Annotated in this window: 14 protein-coding genes; 2 read left to right on the top strand and 12 right to left on the bottom strand. The window is 60.7% G+C overall.

Going from position 1 to position 17,773, the window contains the following annotated elements; all coding sequences use genetic code 11:
* Positions 1-8: 8 nt before the first annotated feature.
* From WHT83_RS06610 to WHT83_RS06575, 8 genes are all read right to left on the bottom strand, one after another.
* Positions 9-764 (bottom strand): SDR family oxidoreductase, encoded by a 756-nt coding sequence (locus WHT83_RS06610; protein WP_154385774.1) that lies wholly within the window; start codon positions 762-764, stop codon positions 9-11.
* A 10-nt stretch (positions 765-774) separates the two neighbouring features.
* On the bottom strand, positions 775-1,806 hold the full coding sequence (locus WHT83_RS06605) for an L-idonate 5-dehydrogenase (RefSeq protein ID WP_154385773.1): 1,032 nt from the start codon (positions 1,804-1,806) through the stop codon (positions 775-777).
* A gap of 10 nt (positions 1,807-1,816) precedes the next feature.
* On the bottom strand, positions 1,817-2,764 hold the full coding sequence (locus WHT83_RS06600) for a 2-hydroxyacid dehydrogenase (protein ID WP_154385772.1): 948 nt from the start codon (positions 2,762-2,764) through the stop codon (positions 1,817-1,819).
* Positions 2,765-2,833: 69 nt separating this feature from the next.
* A complete protein-coding gene (locus tag WHT83_RS06595) occupies positions 2,834-3,565 on the bottom strand; it encodes an amino acid ABC transporter ATP-binding protein (protein ID WP_154385771.1) in 732 nt (243 codons plus the stop codon).
* 59 nt (positions 3,566-3,624) lie between these two features.
* On the bottom strand, positions 3,625-4,416 hold the full coding sequence (locus WHT83_RS06590) for a transporter substrate-binding domain-containing protein (protein ID WP_246340898.1): 792 nt from the start codon (positions 4,414-4,416) through the stop codon (positions 3,625-3,627).
* A gap of 62 nt (positions 4,417-4,478) precedes the next feature.
* A complete protein-coding gene (locus WHT83_RS06585) occupies positions 4,479-5,135 on the bottom strand; it encodes an amino acid ABC transporter permease (RefSeq protein WP_154385769.1) in 657 nt (218 codons plus the stop codon).
* A 1-nt stretch (position 5,136) separates the two neighbouring features.
* Positions 5,137-5,823 carry an amino acid ABC transporter permease gene (locus WHT83_RS06580; RefSeq protein ID WP_154385768.1) on the bottom strand — a complete coding sequence of 229 codons (687 nt, stop codon included), beginning with the start codon at positions 5,821-5,823 and terminating at the stop codon, positions 5,137-5,139.
* A gap of 43 nt (positions 5,824-5,866) precedes the next feature.
* Complete coding sequence (locus WHT83_RS06575; protein WP_154385767.1) at positions 5,867-6,499, bottom strand: HD domain-containing protein; 633 nt, start codon at positions 6,497-6,499, stop codon at positions 5,867-5,869.
* Positions 6,500-6,606: 107 nt separating this feature from the next.
* Between WHT83_RS06575 and WHT83_RS06570 the strand changes: the two genes are divergently transcribed.
* Positions 6,607-7,506, top strand: coding sequence for a LysR family transcriptional regulator (locus tag WHT83_RS06570; RefSeq protein ID WP_154385766.1), 900 nt, complete (start codon positions 6,607-6,609; stop codon positions 7,504-7,506).
* Positions 7,507-8,036: 530 nt separating this feature from the next.
* Here WHT83_RS06570 and WHT83_RS06565 read toward each other — a convergent pair.
* The 3 genes from WHT83_RS06565 to WHT83_RS06555 are packed head-to-tail and all read right to left on the bottom strand — an operon-like array spanning position 8,037 to position 11,087.
* Positions 8,037-8,897 carry a hypothetical protein gene (locus tag WHT83_RS06565; protein WP_406873352.1) on the bottom strand — a complete coding sequence of 287 codons (861 nt, stop codon included), beginning with the start codon at positions 8,895-8,897 and terminating at the stop codon, positions 8,037-8,039.
* Between the two features lie 19 nt (positions 8,898-8,916).
* A complete protein-coding gene (locus tag WHT83_RS06560) occupies positions 8,917-10,356 on the bottom strand; it encodes a nucleotidyl transferase AbiEii/AbiGii toxin family protein (protein WP_406873351.1) in 1,440 nt (479 codons plus the stop codon).
* Positions 10,353-11,087: a hypothetical protein gene (locus WHT83_RS06555; protein WP_406873350.1), complete on the bottom strand. Its 735-nt coding sequence runs from the start codon at positions 11,085-11,087 to the stop codon at positions 10,353-10,355. The genes WHT83_RS06560 and WHT83_RS06555 overlap by 4 nt, the downstream gene beginning before the upstream one ends.
* Before the next feature lie 679 nt (positions 11,088-11,766).
* On the opposite strand from WHT83_RS06555, the gene WHT83_RS06550 reads away from it, so the two are divergent.
* The gene (locus WHT83_RS06550) at positions 11,767-14,799 is read left to right on the top strand and encodes a TrlF family AAA-like ATPase (RefSeq protein WP_406873349.1); all 3,033 of its coding nucleotides are present in this window, start codon (positions 11,767-11,769) and stop codon (positions 14,797-14,799) included.
* 19 nt (positions 14,800-14,818) lie between these two features.
* Here WHT83_RS06550 and WHT83_RS06545 read toward each other — a convergent pair whose 3' ends face one another.
* Positions 14,819-17,767 carry a type III restriction-modification system endonuclease gene (locus WHT83_RS06545; RefSeq protein WP_406873348.1) on the bottom strand — a complete coding sequence of 983 codons (2,949 nt, stop codon included), beginning with the start codon at positions 17,765-17,767 and terminating at the stop codon, positions 14,819-14,821.
* Positions 17,768-17,773 lie beyond the last annotated feature (6 nt).

Here is a 17,773-nt window from a genome sequence, read left to right as displayed (position 1 = left end):
TGGTTGCCTCAGAGCGAGGACGTGATGCCGCCGTCGACATAGAGCGTGTGTCCGTTCACAAAGGAGGAAGCATCGCAAGAGAGGAAGATACAGGCGCCGACCAGTTCCTCCACCTTGCCCCAGCGGCCGGCTGGCGTGCGCTTCTCCAGCCATTCGGAGAAGTTGGCGTCGGCGACGAGCGCGGCGTTGAGCGGCGTGTCGAAATAACCGGGCGCAATCGCGTTGCATTGCAGGCCATGCTTGGCCCAGTCCGTCGCCATGCCCTTGGTGAGGTTGCCGACGGCGCCCTTGGTGGCGGTATAGGGCGCGATGCCCGGGCGGGCGAGTGCGGTCTGGACGCTGGCCATGTTGATGATCTTGCCTGCACCGCGCGCGATCATGTGGCGCGCGACGGCCTGGCCAACATTGAAGACCGTCGAGATATTGGTCTTCAGCAGGCGCTCGAACGCGTCGGCCGGAAAATCCTCCAGCGGCGTGCGGTGCTGCATGCCGGCATTGTTGACGAGGATGTCGATGGCCCCGACTTCCGCCTCGAAGGCGTCGATCGTCTTGCGCACGGCCTCATGGTCGGTGGCGTCGAAGGCGAGCGTGTGCTTTGCGCCGAGACTATCGGCGGCCGCCTTCAGCTTGGCTGTGTCGCGGCCGTTGAGGACGATCTCGGCGCCGGCCTCGGCAAGGCCCTTAGCCAGCGCATAGCCGATGCCCTGCGAGGAGCCAGTAACAAGGGCGCGCTTGCCCGTCAGGTCGAAAAGTTGCGTGCTCATGGGCTTGTCCTCAAGAGAATGCGATCTGCGTCTTCATCGACTGGCTCTTGTCCGAGGCGATCTCGAAGGCCTGGAGCGCATCGGCGAGCGGCAGCGTATGGGTGATCAGCGGCTTCACGTCGATGAAGCCGCCCTGCATCAGTTTCACCGCAATCGCGAATTCCTCATGGAAGCGGAAGGAACCGCGCAGGTCCAGTTCCTTGGCAGTGATCGCCATCATGGGAAGGCTCATCTCGCCGCCAAGCCCGAGCTGGACGATGTCGCCGCGCGGGCGCAACGCCTGGATCCCGGCGACGAGTGCGGGCTGGGCGCCTGAGCATTCGTAGAGGACATCGAAGTATCCCTTATTCGCGCTGAACGGAACGAGGCCGTCGCGGTCTTCCGAGAGGTTGATCGTGCGGTCCGCGCCGACGGCGCGAGCAAAGCCGAGCGCCCGTTCGGACAGGTCGGCGGCGACGATCTCGGCTGCGCCGGCCCGCCGTGCGGCGAGGATCGACAGCGTGCCGATCGGCCCGCAGCCGGTGACGAGCACGCGCTTGCCAAGCATCTCGCCGGCCCGGCGCGTGGCGTGCAGCGTCACGGCGAGCGGTTCGGCCATGGCGGCTTCGCAGGCCGAAAGCCCGTCCGCCTTCACGCACTGGGCGGCCTTGGCGACAAGGCGTTCACGGAAGGCGCCCTGGATGTGCGGGAATGGCATGGCCGATCCGTAGAAGCGCATGTTGAAGCAATGGTTCGGCAGGCCCTTCAGGCAGTAGTCACAGGCGCCGCAGGGCCGCGAGGGCGAGACGGCGACGAGATCGCCGACGGCCAGCCCGGACACGCCTTCACCCAGGGATGCGACGTGGCCGGAGACCTCGTGGCCGAGGATCATCGGCTCCTTCAGCCGCACCGCACCGAAACCGCCGTGGTTGTAGTAATGCAGGTCCGAACCGCAGATGCCGCCCGTCGCAAGGCGGATCTCCACCTGGCCGGGACCGGGCGCCTCGACGGCGCTGTCCTCGAGGCGCAGGTCTTTTGCTGCGTGGATGACGATGGCTTTCATCGGGTCGCCCTCACAGAACCGGGGTCGGCAGCGGCCGGCCGTCGAAATTGGCCGATAAGTTGTCGAAGACGAGCTGGCCCATCGCTTTGCGGGTCTCCATCGTGCCCGACGCCATGTGCGGCTGGAGCAGCACGTTGTCGAGGGCGAGAAAACGTGGGTTGAGGTTCGGCTCGCCGTCGAAGACATCGAGCGCGGCGGAACCGAGCGCCTTCGTCTCCAGTGCGTCGAGCAGCGCTTCCTCGTCGATGTTGGAGGCCCGGGAAATATTGATCAGCATGCCCTCTTGGCCGAGCGCTTCGATAACCTTCCTGCCGACGATATGACGGGTCTCGGCCGACGCTGCGAGCGTGACGAACAGGAAGTCGGAGCGTGCGGCAAGTTCGACCGGATCGGCGACAAAGGTCCAGTCCCTGGCAAAATCCTTCGGCCCCATATCGCTGTAGGCGATGTCCATGTCGAAGCCGGCGAGGCGCTTGGCCACCTCGTAGCCAATTCGGCCGAGGCCGAGTACGCCGGCGCGCTTGCCATGCACACGGCTCTTCAGCGGATAGAGACCCTTCTTCGCCCAGTCGCCGCTCTTGACCCATGTCTCGCCGCCTATTACGCCGCGCGCCTGCGCGAGCATCATCGCAATCCCGAGGTCGGCGACGTCCTTGGTAAGCACATCAGGCGTGTTGGTGACGCGGATGCCGCGCTCGCGCGCCGCGGCAAGGTCCACCGCGTCATAGCCGACGCCGTAGACGGAGATCACTTCCAGCTTCGGCAGCGCTTCGATCATCGCACGGTTGGCACCGAGCTCACCACGCGTGGCGATGCCGCGGATGTTTTGGCCGTGCGTCGCGAGGAAGGCCTCCTTGTCGGCCGCCTCGAAATAGCGGTGCATGGTGAAGGCTGCGTTCAGGCGCTCCTCGTCCCACTCAGGGTACGGGCCAACCTGTAATACCTCGATCTTAGGCATGGGGACTCCTCCGGCAGAGCGTTTCTGCCGATTATGTAAGACAATGGGTGGACGAACGGCTGCGCGGGCTCAGCCTACTTCCGAACGCAGAAAGGCCTGAAGTTCCGGCGTCTTCGGCGCGGAGAAGAATTCGGCGGAGGGACCTTCCTCGTGGATGACGCCGTCCTTCATGAAGATCGTCCGGTTGGCGACGCGCCGGGCGAAGCCCATTTCGTGCGTCACGAGGAGCATAGTCATGCCGTCACGCGCGAGGTTTTCGATGACGGCGAGCACCTCCCCGGTGAGTTCCGGGTCAAGCGCCGACGTGACTTCATCGAACAGCATCACCTTCGGCTGCATGGCCAGCGAGCGGGCGATGGCGACGCGCTGCTGCTGGCCGCCCGAGAGCATGTCCGGATAGGCCTCGAAGCGGTCGCCGAGCCCGACGAGCGCGAGGCAGCGCTTGGCCTCCGCGCGCGCGGCGTCCTTGCCCATGCACTTCACCTGGACCGGGGCGAGCATGATGTTCTCGCCGGCAGTCAAGTGCGGGAAGAGGTTGTAGCTCTGGAAGACGATGCCGACGTCGCGCCGGAGCTGGCGAAGTTCGGCGGGCTTACGCGACATGCCGTGGCCGGCCACCTCGATCTCGCCTGAATCGACGCTTTCGAGGCCGTTCAGGCAGCGCAGGAAGGTGCTCTTGCCGGAACCGCTGCGGCCGATCAGGGCGACGACTTCGCCGCCTTCGACGGTCAGCGACACGCCCTTCAGCACTTCCAGCGCGCCAAAACTCTTGCGGATATTCTTTGCGACGACAACGGACATGATAGACCTCTCGATCAGTGGTCGGGGCGCCAAAGGGGCGCCCCTTGGCTGTTTTGGGATCAGAACGACGGCAGTTCCGGGATCGGGGTCTTCATCCACTTCTCGTAGATCGCGGAGAGTTCGCCGCTCTGCTTGTGGACGAAGAGCACTGTGTTCACCCAGTGCAGAAGGTCGGGATCGTTGCGGCGCAGGCCAACCCCGTAGAAGCTCTGGAGATAGGTCGTCTTCTCCTCGAAGCCGCTATCGGGATAGCGTTCCTGAAGCTGCGCCGCGATGTAGTTCACCGTGCCGATGGCATCGACCTGGCCGGAGACGAGCGCGTTCAACGTCGTGCTGTCGTCGTCGAAGCGCACCAGTTCCATGCCCTCGATCTTGGCAGCGGAAAGGATCTTTTCGTGTGCCGTGCCTCGCGGGACGCCGACGCGCTTGCCTGCAAGGTCGGCGAGGCTTTTGATCACTGTTCCCTTCGGCGCGATGATCACCGACTTGTGGCCGCCATAGGGATTGGAGAAGGCGACCGACAGCGCGCGCTCGGCATAAATGCCGAAGCTCGCGACGACGAAATCGACCTTGCCCGTCTGAAGCGACGGGATGCGGCTCTGGCCGGTGACGGGCACCAGTTCCAGCTCGACGCCTAGGTCCTTCGCCAGAAGCTCGGCGACGTCGACATCCAGCCCGTCCGGCTGCATCTCCTCATTGGTGATGCCGAAGGGCGGGACGGACAGGTCGACACCGATCAGGACCTTCTTGCGGGCGATGATGTCGTCGAGGGAGGAAGCCGACGCCGTTGCGGCGCCGACGGTGAGTGCAAGAAGCCCGACGAGGGGCAGGAGAAGGGATTTCAGGCGCATGGTCATCCTCACAGTTCTAGAGTTCCGGTTGGTAGGACAGCCTTCTGCGGGCCGTTGGGTGATCAGGTTCCCGCGCCCCGGCGGGCCGTACGCCGCTCAAGCCAGAGGCTGAACTGGGTGAGCGGGAAGCAGACGGCAAAATAGAGGGCGGCGACGCTCAAAAAGGCTTTGAGCGGTTCGAATGTGGCATTGCTGACGAGCTGCCCGGCGCGGGTGATCTCGATGAAGCCGATGATCGAAGCGAGCGACGTCTGCTTGATGATCTGCACCAGGAAGCCGACGGTGGACGGCAGGGCGAGACGGATCGCCTGGGGCGCGATGACGAAGCGCAGCGTCTTGTAGGGCGTCAGCGCCAGCGCATCGGCGCTTTCCCACTGCGCCTTGGGGATAGCCCTCAGCGCGCTTTCCCAAATGGCGCCGAGGAAGGCACTGGAATTGATGGTGAGCGCAATGGCCGCCGCCGTCAGCGCCGCGATCTCGATGCCGAAAAGCGACGGCGCATAGTAGCACAGGAACAGCAACACCAGCAGCGGCAGGCCCTGGATCACCTGCATGTAGAAGCTCGTGATCGTGCGCAACGTCCGGCTGCGAGCGATGCGCAGCAGCGCCAGCACGATGCCCATGATGCCGCCGCCGACGAAGGCGAGGACGGTCAGCGACAGCGTCCAGCGCAGTGCATAGACAATGAAGAGGAATTCGGGGGAGCCGAACGTGCGCATCTCATGCCCTCCCGAGCAGGCGGCGGCGGAGCCGCGTGAAGACCATGAGGCCGGCAAGGTTCAGCACGGCGCGGAAGGCGAAATTTAGGGCGACATAGACCACGGCGACGACCAGGTAGATTTCCATCGTACGGAACGTCTCAGAGCTTGCGATCATCGCGGCCCCCGTCAGGTCCTCGACGCCGATCACCGAGACGAGGCTGGTCGACAGCATCAGGAGCACGCATTGCGAGACGACCGGCGTGAATACCTTTTCCAGTGCAGGTGGCAGGATCACGAAGCGCAGCGTCTGGAAATAGGTGAGGCCGAGGCTTTCCCCCGCCTCCACCTGGCTGCGGTGGGTGGCCTCGATGCCGCCGCGCACGATCTCCGCGACATAACCGCCATTGTTCAGCACCAGGGCAATGAAGACGGAGGTGAGCGGCGTCAGCCGAACCCCGATGTTCGGCAATCCGAAGAAGATGACGAAGATCTGCACCAGCAGCGGCGTGTTGCGCACCACCTCGACATAGAGGCGAACGAGGAAGCGCGGAAACGGCGAGGACGAGGTCGACATCACCGCGCAGAAAATCCCGAGCGCGATGCCGCCGAATATGCCGACGAAGGACAGGCCGACCGTCAGCCACAGCCCGCTGACGATTTGCGGCAGGTAGTTCAGCAATGGGCCGAACTGGAACGTGTAGTCCATCTCAAACCTCGGCTTTCCCCTCGGGCGGTTCCTTTTCGGCTTCCTACTGCATGCCGATCGGTCGGACCCGCAAGTTCGGGCCGGCGAAACCGATCGTTTCCGGATGGCAGAGATCGAGAGCCGCCGCGACATGCCACCAGGCATGATCGGCCTGACGGATGATGTAGCATTCCGTGCTATGGCCGATATGCGCGCCTTCGAGCGAGTGCCCCATGCAGATATGGCCGATTTCTTCCGGCAGGCCGACCGACAAGCAGACATGGGTGCCATATGCGGAATGGCGGAAGGACGGTTCGCCGTAGCGGTCGCCGCGCTCGCGCCAGCGCCTCAGGTTGATCGGATCGAACTCCCAGGTCTTGCCGATATCGTGGCAGAGCCCGCCGGCGAGAATGATGTCGCGGTCGACCTTGGCCTCGGGATAGGTCTTGTCGAACTCGTCGTAGATCGCTAGCGCGAGGCGCGTGACGCCTCGCAGATGCGCGTCCTGCGTGCCGCGCTTCAGCGCAAATACTTTCGGGCTGCCCTCGCCCGGAATGTCGATGACCCGATCGAAGGACGAGCGCTCCAGGGCGAAAACCCACGCGTCCACTACCTTTTCCCTCAGTTCGTCGGAGCGGATGTCCGCGATCTCCGGAAGGTCCTCGAGAATGTGCTCCCGTGAAATGGTCTTGTACATTGTCTCACCGCGTTTCTGATGTGGATGAGATGAGCCTAGGCGGTGTTGAAATCAAAATCTAATTGGGATATTTGTCGTCATCGATAGAAAACTTCTATGCATGAGCGATGACCCTCAGCTTCTCCGCCCTTGAATCTTTCTACTGGGTTTCGCAGTTGCGCAGCTTCAGTGCGGCGGCGGAGAAGCTCAACGTCACCCAGCCAACGATCTCCTACCGCATCCGCGAGCTGGAGGAGCAGCTCGGCGTGTCGCTGTTCGTGCGCCAGAAGCGCCAGCTCCTCCTCACCAGCGAAGGCGAGGCTCTGAAGCACTATGCGGAATCGATGATCGCGATCGCGCGGGACATTGAATCCAACATCAAGACCCGCAACACCGGCCTGCCGACGCTCAGGGTCGGCGTCATCGACAGCTTCGCCGCCGTCTGCCTGCCCGCCCTGCTCGACGAACTCGACAACCGCTTTTCCGGCACTCGCATCGCCGCCACGGTGGATACCAGCCATAGGTTGGCCGACCAGCTCTCGGAAGGGCTGCTGGATATCGCAGTGCTCTCGACGCCTCCATCACACGACAATGTCGCGCTCGAGCTTCTCGGGCGTCAGAGCGTCGACTGGATCGCGAGCCAGAAGCTCCAGCTGCCGCAGACAACCGTCTCGGATGGGGAGCTGCTGCGCCAACGCATCTTCGCCACGCCGGCACCGTCGAACCTCCATTCGCTGACCATCGGAGCGCTCGCCGCGACGGCCGGTGGCGGACTGCGCCTAAATGTTTGCAACAGCCTCGGCACCATCCTTAGGCTGGTGGAATCGGGGACCGGCATCAGCATTCTGCCAACGCGCCTACTTCAAGAGCAGATCCGGCTGGGTATGATACAGGTTCTGAAAACGCATACGATTCTCCCCCTGCAGGAAGTCTTCATCGGCACGAACAAGGGGGCGATCGTGCGCGCCTTGCCTCAGGTGGCGCAGATGATCCGCAAGGTAAGCGCGAGCGTCGGCTTCTGCAATTGATGGAGGATTAGACCAAGTCCGGGTTCATCAGCACCGAGAGAGCGGCGGTGGTGCCGACCGTCTCCCCTCATCGTCTCTGTGACTGTGGCCCTTCCGGGATAGAACTCCGGAACCCTTTGCTCAACCCATGCAGCGAAGTCAGAATGGCGCTGCGACGAGTGGAGAGAAAGGCAGTAGCGCTCTAACGCTACCATCATCAACCACATCAATCTCATGAGCCGATGCATCCTATTCGCCTCGAAATGGGCGGCCATCAGTCGCCGCCCTATCGTCGAGCAGACTTCGTTGGCATTTATCCACAGGAGGGTGCGTTGAAATTCGTACGGTCTCTTGTGCTTCCGTAGTGCTTCCGCGCAAAAGCCGCTAGGACGCTCGTTAAAATCGGCATCGACTAACTGTCTGATATTTATGTTTAAAATGGCGCGCCGGACGAGATGAAACTGGGCACTCGTATGTGCTTGTTTTTGCTATCTAAGAAAGGTCAGCATTCGTTGATGATATTCAACAGCCTCTGATTTCCGGTGCCTGCGTCAACGTAAAACGTAGTCTGCCGGAACAATGCAATAACCGATCACCTCCGGCTGCTCGTCGAGCCGGTAAACGTGAATGTCGGAGGTTTCGACGGTAACGTAGTGCCTGGGGATAGGCGGAGCAAAACGAACTGCGATCACGACGCCTTCTGGCGAGGTCTCCGACCGCCGACCGCACGCATGAGACAATGAGCTCGGACTTTGCTTGGCAAACGAAAGCGATTGCAGCGACCCGGCGAACTGGAAGCCATCGGTGATGATTGAGTCCAGATTGGCGCGGGCGGTTCCGTGAAAGGCGACAAGCGCATCATCCTCCATAGCCTGTGGAAAAACCCGATACCCTTTCTCCTCATCCGGCCAGGGAAACGGGTACTCCGTGATCGATGCGCTGCTCGGGTTACGCTGCTGCGGGCCAACCCACGTCATGCGCACATCAGCGCGAGCGGCGTTCTGTCCCGTAGGCAGTCTCAGGAACACGGCGAAGCGGTAGGCGATCTGCTCCTTGATTTTTTCAAGCTTCCGAAGATCAGCCTCGTCGGGCACGAGGTTGGTTGATTTCTTGACCTCGATGACGAGGAGGTTCTCGTTATCATGGCCAGGCTGGTGGACAATAATGTCAGGGAACACGCGCGTCGCAGTGAGGACACCGTCCCCATTCGGCAGATCGATCTCTTTGGGATCGACGCCGTGGCGATTGTACTCAGCATGGACGGCATGGTCCTTGAATGAGGCCTGTAGGATCGCGGCCAGACGGGCGCATAGCGTCCTCTCCGCAACATCGACCTTTATGATCGCGTGATCACCGGCATACAGGGTGTCCAGCGCGGCAATGAGGATTCTTTCGAGCGCGTCCTGATCCATCTCGACTGACCTATTTCTATTACTCAGTTTTCACGTAGATGCCGCTGCGTCCGGGGCACGGATATCCTGCTGCCCCTTTGTGGGCATTCAGGGCGCTTGTCATCGATTTCCGTTTGAACTTCTTGCGGCAAACGGGACACTGAAAGACGTAAGTCGGTCCTTGGGAACCCAGCGCTTTGCGTGGCTTTGCCGGCCGGGCGGGCCGCGCAGCTCGCCGCACGGGCGCTGGCTGTGCGCGGACTGTCCTCACCGGCGCGGCGGCTCTCGGGATGACTACCGGACCGGCGGGGGTCAGCTCGATCGCGTAGCGCGGCGTGAATGTCTGGTTGGTACTCCGCGCGCCTTCTATCCGGTCCACGCGGTAGCTGCGGTGCTGGTTGCGGTCGATATTCCAGGCGTGCAGCACGACGTTGCCGTCCTGGGTCTGCCGCAGCGAATAGGGCTCGATGCGCCGCGTGCCGCCCTGATACTGCAATTCAACGACCAGGCGGTTCGCGGCGGCGAAGCGGATGATCTCAAGTGCGGCCTGACCTGGCAGCCCGATAGGCAGGCGCAGGGCGCGCTGCCGTATTAGGGTCTCGCCCGAAGCTGTTGCGTACGCGACGGGCACGACCGTCGCGGGTCCTCCTTCGAGCCACGCGAAAAATTCCGGCAGGACGCTCCAGAACACGTCAACCGGCGGCAGCGCCGGAAGCTGGTGCCCCAGCATATGGCCCCATGCGCCTTCAAGATCGCCGCGATGACCGTCAAGATCGCTGACGCGCGGCACGGCGATGCTTTTGAACTCACATTTCTGGCGCAGAACGTCCATCAGCACGGCTGCGGTGGGCCGCGCCTCCGTGTTACGGAAGAGGTTGACCACATCATAGAGGTCACGCGGCCGGGTACGCTCCGCAAGGGCACGGACCTTTTCGCCGAACGCCTCTTCATAGGCGTAGGACAGAACCGTGATGCCGCCTTCCGGCGCATCCGAGTAAGGATGGAAGATCGGCACCTGAACGGGGGCAAGCACGATGCGTTCGTCGGCCGTAAGGTCCAGCTTGACGCGCGGCAGACCGCCGGTGTTGGAGGAAACAGGTCCCCGGTAGCTGAGCTTGCCCTGGCAACTGGGGTTGCCGCGCGGGTTCGTCAGCATCTCAAAATCCTGGCGATCCGCCGGAAATTCAAGGCCGGTGCGCTCGTAAATCCACGCCGATACCTCTCCAAAAACCCGCTTGAGGAAAGCCTCGTCAAGATGAGAGGGATCGAGCAGCGTGAAGTCGAGGTCTTCCGAAAACCGGTAGGTTTCAAAGAAGCATTTCTTGAGACAGGTCCCGCCCTTGAACACCCAGCTATCGGCCAATTCCGGGTGCGCGAAGATGCCGGCCAGCGCCCAGCCGAGCGCGTAATCCTTTTCGACCACACTGGGATTGAGGCCGACCCGGGAGGCCGTATCGAGAATCTCGCGCCTGCCGATCATGCGCCGGACCCGCTGGCCCAGCTATCGGGCACGCGCAGCCGCCAGCGCGTTATCAGGCGTGGACAGGCCAGCACCGGGTCCAGAAGCGCGTTGCCCTTGGTCAGGTGATGCTTGCTCAACGCGACAAGCTCACCACCATCCTTCTCACGCTCGGCCAAAAAACCCAGCCGCTTAAAGACAGCCCCATTGCCAAGCCGCACCGCATAGCCGACGAGCTTTGAAGCATCCCTGTCGGGGCGGCGCATATACTGGCCGAAACAATCGGCGACATGCTGGATGCCGCCGCTGGCAGCAGGATCGTCCAGCATATCGACGATGGTGCGGTGAATGTCCGATACATCTATTTTCGTCTGGCCGCGCCAGACGGCCTGGGTGCCGAATATCTGCTTTTGTCCGGTGTGCTTCACCGAAAACACGGCCCCCTGCCGCTCGACCACCGGGCGGTTTACGCGCCGGGCGGTGTAGACGACGATGTCCCGGAAAATCTGCTCGGTCAGGTCCCAGTGTTCGGCAGCGGTCCGGCCACCTACATAGGCAGGATCGAACAGCACCGGCACGAGAATCCACGGGTCATCGACAACCTGATCGGCATCAAGAAATTCCAGTTGCACGGGCACATAGGCGCCGACGCCGACCCGTCTGAGCCATCCTTGTCCTGCCCACCGCGATAGCAGCTTGGCGGCCTCGGTCCGTGAAACGTTCAGCGCCTTCTCGGCGTGCTCGATGCGCACGACTGTCCCCGCCGCCTTCATAACGGCGGCCAGGCGGGCTCTTCCAGCGGGCAGAACGTGCGATTCCATGACTCTAATGATACCACGAAAATTCACGATAAGTGAGAATTTTCAGTAGTGCAGTATCCTACAGGCAAAAGTATAGCGAATTACTAAAAATTCCCCAAAATCGCGAACTACAGTGATGAGACTATCCCGAGCGCAGATTCCGGCGTTCGGCCCGGGATGCCTTGGTAGAGGGGTGCCTGCACCCCTGGCCCTCGCCGAGAGCGGGGGGGGTTCGGGTCGGTGCGCTTTCGGGGCGGGCCGGGATGCGGCCTGAGCGGGGCCGACGCCCTGCGAACGGCGCGGCCCTGCCTGCCGGTAGAAAGCGTGCCCGAGGGAGGGAGGGCGGCGCCCGCCCTGGTCCCTCCTCAGCGCCCGAACGCCTCCGGCCTTACCCCTACCAGGGATCGTCACCGGAACCGGCGGAGACAAAGGCTCCGTGGCGAGAGCCATAGAGCCCGGACCGCGCAAAGCGGAGGCAGCCCTGTGGACAAAAACTGCAAATAATCTGGCGATACTCCTGCGGAACGTTGTTAATTGCCCCCATTGCTACCGAACCGCTGAACACGCGCCGCAGACTCGGCTACATTACGGCCGGCGCTCCAGCCCACGAAGAATAACAAGAGGGGGGTGTATGACGACAAATCCTTGGCCGCGCGGTGCTGAATGGCGCAAGTGGGACCTCCATGTCCACACCCCCGCCTCGCACAATTTCCAGGGAGACTGGAATGGCTTCATCATCCAGCTCGGCAATGCCGATTGCGACGTGATCGGCATCAACGATTATTTCTCGGTCGTCGGATACCGGGAAGTGAAGCGCCGTCTCGATGATCCGGGCGCAGCTACGGAAGGCAACAAGGCCTACCGGGAATCCCTCGAAAAGCTGCGTTCCAAGGTGCTGATGCCGGTAGTCGAATGCCGCATGACCAATGTGCTGATGAACAAGAAAGGGACAGGGCAGCGTATCAACTTCCACCTGATCTTCGACCCGGCCGTCGATCCCGAGAACATCGAGACTTTCCTCAAGAACCAGCGCGTCAAGGACAGCTCCATCGGCAACCGCTACAGTGACAGCCAGTTCCTGCTCGACGACGTGTCCGTAGACTACAACACCATGATTCAGGCGCTGCGCAGCGACGGATCATTCAAGGACCGCTTTCTTATCTGGCTGCCGTATGACGAGTACGGCGGGATCGACGGCATCAACCCCGCCACCGACAAGCTCTTTAAGGAAAATCTGATCTACAACGCCGATATCCTCGGCTCGTCGAACAAGAAGCAGGCCGATTTTTTCCTGTGGAAAGATACAGCCTATTCCGATGACCAGTACCGGGGCTGGTTCCGCTGCCGGAAGCCTTGCATCAAGGGCAGCGACTCTCACAACATGAATGACGAACTTGGTAAGCTCAAGGATCACAATTCGCAACCGACCGACAAGTACTGCTGGATCAAGGCCGACCCGACCTTCAGCGGCCTGCGCCAGATCATCAATGAACCCGAAGACCGTGTCTTCATCGGCAAGCTGCCGCCCAAGCTGGCAGAGGTGCGCGCCAACGCCACCCGCTATATCGACCGGCTCCATATCGCCAAAACGCCGGATGCCGACACGCCGGAATCTTGGTTTGAATGTGAATTGCCGCTCAATGCCGACATGGTCGCCATCATCGGCAACAAGGGTAGCGGAAAGAGCGCGCTTGCCGACATCCTCGCCCTTGCCGGAAACACCCACTGCGACACGGCCCATTTCTCCTTCCTGACCAAACAGAGATTCTGCGAGCGCAACGGCAAGCTGGCCAAGCAATTCGAGGTGCGCCCGGTCTGGAAGGATGGCACCGAGAGCACGTCATCGCTGAATGCGAAGCCGGACACAAACGGCGTTGAGCTGGTGCGCTACATTCCGCAAACCTACCTGGAGAAGGTCTGCACCGAAACCGAACCCGGCCAGCAGAGCGAATTCCAGCTCGAACTGCGCAAGGTCATCTTCTCTCACATCAGTGATGCCGATCGCCTTGATAAGGAAACGCTCGACGAACTGATCGAGTACAAGACCGAAGAGCTAAAGGGCCAGATCGACAGTGCCCGGCGCGAAATCTCCCGCATCAATGGCGACCTGATCCGGCTGGAAGACAAGGCCACGGCGGACTTTGCCGCCCAGCTCGACGCAAAGCTGAAGCTCAAGCAGCAGGAGCTGAAAGCGCACCAGGAAAACCGGCCCGCCACGGTCGAACAGCCCGGCAATGTCAGTGCTGAGCACAAGGCGGCTTATGAAGCGATTGCCGAAAAACTCGCGGCTGAGCGGACCACGCTGAACGAGCTTGACGCGAAGATCGTACAGCAGCAGGCCCTTCAGAAAACCGTGACAGAAAAGATTGCCATCGCCAAAAAACTCGAAGGCAAGATCGAGAATTTCGAGGCCGAGTATGGGCGGCTCGAACGCGAGACGGCCGCCGACTTGCAGAAGTTGTCTCTCGTTTTTAAGTCCATCATCACACTCACGGTCGATAAGACCGTCCTGCCGAAGGCGTTGGAAGGCCTTACGGCCCAGAAGTCTCTCATCGACACTGACCTAGCCCCGGAAACTGCGACGGGCGTCATAGCATTGAAGGCCGCATGCCTTGATCGCATCAAAGGTCTTCAAGACCAGCTCGACGCCCCGAACAAGCAGTACCAGCGCTACAACGAAGCCTTGCGCGTGTGGCAAGAAAGATCGCAGGTGATTGAAGGCGATGCCGAGAAGGCAGACACCCTGAAATGGTATGAAGCGCAGCTTTCCTACATCGCCACGAAGCTGCCGGGCGATATCGCCGCCCTCCAGGAGCAGCGCAAAGTCATTGCCACAGAAATCCACAAGTGCGTGGCCGCCATTCGTGACGTGTACAAGGAGCTTTTTGGAGCTGTCCAGGAGCTTATCAGCGGCAGCGTCATCATCAAGGAAGGTTTCAAGCTCACTTTCGAAAGCAGTATCGTCGAGCGCACATTCCAGACAGACTTTTTTGAGCGCTACGTTTCGCAGGGCAATGTCGGTTCGTTCTACAACAAGGAGAGAGGCGCAGCCGCGCTGGAAGAACTGCGCTCTGACTTCGACTTCAACAGCGCGGACGAAACCATCGCCTTCATCGAACGTGTGACGCAATATCTCCAGACGGATATGCGCAACCCGCAAAAGCCAAAGACGGGCATCGTTTCCCAACTGCGCAAGAACGTCACTGTGAAGGACCTCTATGACTATCTGTGGACCTTCGGCTACCTGGAGCCGGAATACTCGCTCAAGCTCGACGGCAAGGACCTGAGCCACCTGTCACCTGGCGAGCGCGGCACCCTGCTCCTCGTTTTCTACCTCCTCGTTGACAAGAGCAACAAGCCGATCATCGTGGATCAGCCGGAGGAAAACCTCGACAGCCAGACCGTTTACCGGCTGCTTATCCCGGTCATCAAGGACGTGAAGAAGCGCCGCCAGATCATCATGGTGACGCACAGCCCCAACATTGCCGTGGTCTGCGACGCCGAGCAGATCATCCACGCCCATATCGACCGCTCGGCGCGCAATGCCGTGATCTACACGATGGGCGCCATCGAATCCCCCGACATCAACCGCTACCTTGTGGACGTACTCGAAGGCACCCGCCCGGCTTTCGACAACCGCGATTCTAAATACTTTGCGCAATAGGGCAGACGACGACTAGAAGCTAGAACGAGACCTCTGCTAGCGAAGTTACAACGTCGTAATCGACACCCAACGTGTCGAAGTGCTTCCGTCCGCAGGCGATCTTCTGGTTCTCCTTCGTGCGCCGCTCCTCATTGTCGAGGGTGCTTTTGGTTTCGCGCACAAAATAGAGCTTCTCGTCGCGCTCGGTGACGAAAGCCCAGTCGGGGTTGTAGGTACCGATCGGCGTGTCGATCTTGAACCACGACGGCAGTTTCACGAACAGCTTGACGTTCTCGTTGCTATCCAGATCGCGGGCGAACTGCTTCTCGACCTCGGACTCGTACTCGATGGCATCGAACAACGCCTTTTCCCGGTGCTTTACCTCGTAGAGATTGGTGAGGTAGCGGATGATGCCTTCCTCGGCATCCTGCTCAAGGCGGCTCTGTTCCCAGAACTGGCCGGCAACCCGTTCGTACTTGATTCCTTCAAGCATGAGATCATGAAGGGCACGGGAAATTTCCTTGGCGACGGCCGCCATGAAAGCCTGCGGGTTTACCTTGAATTCGGCAAGCCTCCCCGAGCGCTTGAGTATCGCGGCCAGCGTATGCCGGGTCAGCTCGGTTTCCTTCTGGAGGAAGGCTAGAATGTCAGGCAGGACCTTCACCTGCTCCATGTCCCGCACGCGGGTGGCGATCTGTTTGTCAGCGGCGACGCCAGCGTCGGTAATCTCTACCTCGACAACCGTGGTCGCAACGCGAGGGGCCCTTATCGGTTCGATAAGCTTGATGCGGGCCAGCGCCTTGTCGATGAGGTCGGCCGTTTCGAAAGTGACCCGATACCGGGTCCGATGTTTGATCTTGTCCCATAGTGCCTGGAACTCCGGGCTGAGTTGCACTTCCTTGCGGAATTTCAGCTCGCGGCGGTCCCTTGCATTCACGATGCGGTTCTTGAAGAGCTTGCGATTGATCTCGTCGACGATCTCCGCCTTCAGCCCTGCGAATGCAGCCGGGACCTTCAGGTCAAAATGGGGGTTCTTGGGGTCAAACTTTTCCAGAATGTCGCCCGTGGCATTGAGATAGCCGTTCGCCACGAGATCGGTCCAGAGTTTGACGGACTCGTCCTGACCCAGCACGCTCTCCGTTCCGTCCTCGGCGCGGCGCAGCAGCTTGGCGAAGGCGATCTTCTCTACGCGCCCGAACTGTATGCCGAAGTCTTCCTCGAACTCAGATTGCAGGGTGCGGGCAAATTCCTCGTATGATTCATTCGCGATAACCGTCAGCCGATTGACGGTTTCATTATGCACGCGCTCGCCGGCCGCGTTGACCGGCAGACGCAAACCGCGTCCGATCTCCTGACGCTTTTTCTCAACCGACTGCGACTCGTTCAAAGTGCAAATCTGGAAGACGTTCGGGTTGTCCCAACCCTCGCGCAGCGCGGAATGCGAGAAAATGAAACGCAGGGCGACGTTCGGATCGAGAAGCCGCTCCTTTTCCCGCATGATGAGGCTGTAGGTGTCGTCGTCATCGGCTGTGTTGCCGCGGGTATCCTTGGCGTGGCCCTGCTTGTCCTGCGAAAAATAACCGTTGTGAACGTCAGACACCTCAAACGGGATCAGCCCCTTGTAGATCGGCTTGGCCGTCAGTTCGCGATACGCCTCCTCGAACCACTGCCCGATTTTGCCAAGACTGGTCGTGCCGTCATCGTTGTAAACGCGGTAGTTGGCCACTTTGTCGATGAAGAACAGTGACAGGACCTTGATGCCCTTGCCCTTGAGCGCGCGCTCCTTCTTCAGATGCTGCTCGACGGTCTCATAGACCTGGGCTTTCATAACATCGTCGGCCTGACCGCCCGCTTCCTGCCCTAACTCAAGGATCCGGCCCTGATTGAATTCGACGTACTCGGCTCCCGGCGTGCAATCGATGTTCTGCACGATGTAGCCGTTGCGATACGTCTCGCGCTCGTCGGATTTCACAAACAGGTCGTCCCCCTGCTTGACCCAGATCTTTGTCGCCTTCGGGCCTGACGCGCCTTTTTTATGAATCTCGATGCGGGCGCGGATGCCATTGGTGTTGTCCGTGCTGAGCAGCTTCACATAGGCATCGTTGAAGTTGTCGTCAGAACGGACCGAGGCCACCTCGATCCGTTTCACGAGCCGCAGGTCGTAGGCCTTTATCGGGTCCAGCTTGTAGAGAAGGTTGTAAGGATTGCGGTGCGTAGCGCTGTAGCGCAGCGTCGCCATAGGATTGAGATTGCGGATGGCGCGCCGCGACTTGTCGGTCGTATCGACGCTCTGCGGCTCGTCGATGATAACGATCGGATTGGCTGCCTGAATGAACTCGATCGGACGGCGCCCCGACATACGGTCGTTTTCACGGTTGATGACGTTGAGCTTCTTCAGCTCATCCTCGGTCATATCCCCCAGGTCCTTGTCGGCAACATCCTTCTGGAAGGACTGGATGTTGATGACCATGATCTGAATCTGGTTGCTGCTGGCAAACTGCCGCACTTTCCCAAGACGCTTGGAATCGTAGACGAAGTGGTCAAAGGGAGCCTTGTCGAACAGCGTCTGGAAATGCTCCTTCGTGACCTCGATGCTCTTCAGCACGCCCTCCCGGATGGCGACGCTCGGCACCACAATTATAAACTTCTTAAAGCCATAAACTTTGTTCAACTCGAAAATGGTGCGGAGATAGACGTAGGTCTTGCCCGTTCCGGTCTCCATCTCGATCGAGAACTCACGACCGGCCAATGCAGCCACCTTCTCGATGTCGTTGGCCTCCTGGATCGCCTGCACATTCTTCAGGATTTCGTCATCGCCAAGCGTGAGACGATTGCCCATGCCCAGCTCGGTCTGAAACAGCCCGCCAATCTGAAGCGACTGAAACGCCATCGCTGCCGTCTGCGCAAAAGGCTGGCCCGCGAACGCGCCCACCACCGCTTCAACGGCGTCTTGCTGGTACTGGAGAGAGGGATCAAATTTGAGTTTCATTCGATC

It is taken from the genome of Aminobacter sp. P9b, from assembly GCF_045345995.1.
In the GTDB taxonomy this organism is placed as follows: Bacteria; Pseudomonadota; Alphaproteobacteria; order Rhizobiales; family Rhizobiaceae; genus Aminobacter; species Aminobacter niigataensis.
The sequence above is the reverse complement of the archived record's forward strand: the minus strand, read 5'-3'. Positions and strand labels throughout refer to the sequence as shown.

Bases quoted from the DNA above. Each gene is read 5' to 3' on its own strand.
- WHT83_RS06610 (WP_154385774.1), bottom strand. From the start codon at position 764: ATGAGCACGCAACTTTTCGACCTGACGGGCAAGCGCGCCCTTGTTACT.
- WHT83_RS06605 (WP_154385773.1), bottom strand. From the start codon at position 1,806: ATGAAAGCCATCGTCATCCACGCAGCAAAAGACCTGCGCCTCGAGGAC.
- WHT83_RS06600 (WP_154385772.1), bottom strand. From the start codon at position 2,764: ATGCCTAAGATCGAGGTATTACAGGTTGGCCCGTACCCTGAGTGGGAC.
- WHT83_RS06595 (WP_154385771.1), bottom strand. From the start codon at position 3,565: ATGTCCGTTGTCGTCGCAAAGAATATCCGCAAGAGTTTTGGCGCGCTG.
- WHT83_RS06590 (WP_246340898.1), bottom strand. From the start codon at position 4,416: ATGCGCCTGAAATCCCTTCTCCTGCCCCTCGTCGGGCTTCTTGCACTC.
- WHT83_RS06585 (WP_154385769.1), bottom strand. From the start codon at position 5,135: ATGCGCACGTTCGGCTCCCCCGAATTCCTCTTCATTGTCTATGCACTG.
- WHT83_RS06580 (WP_154385768.1), bottom strand. From the start codon at position 5,823: ATGGACTACACGTTCCAGTTCGGCCCATTGCTGAACTACCTGCCGCAA.
- WHT83_RS06575 (WP_154385767.1), bottom strand. From the start codon at position 6,499: ATGTACAAGACCATTTCACGGGAGCACATTCTCGAGGACCTTCCGGAG.
- WHT83_RS06570 (WP_154385766.1), top strand. From the start codon at position 6,607: ATGACCCTCAGCTTCTCCGCCCTTGAATCTTTCTACTGGGTTTCGCAG.
- WHT83_RS06565 (WP_406873352.1), bottom strand. From the start codon at position 8,897: ATGGATCAGGACGCGCTCGAAAGAATCCTCATTGCCGCGCTGGACACC.
- WHT83_RS06560 (WP_406873351.1), bottom strand. From the start codon at position 10,356: ATGATCGGCAGGCGCGAGATTCTCGATACGGCCTCCCGGGTCGGCCTC.
- WHT83_RS06550 (WP_406873349.1), top strand. From the start codon at position 11,767: ATGACGACAAATCCTTGGCCGCGCGGTGCTGAATGGCGCAAGTGGGAC.
- WHT83_RS06545 (WP_406873348.1), bottom strand. From the start codon at position 17,767: ATGAAACTCAAATTTGATCCCTCTCTCCAGTACCAGCAAGACGCCGTT.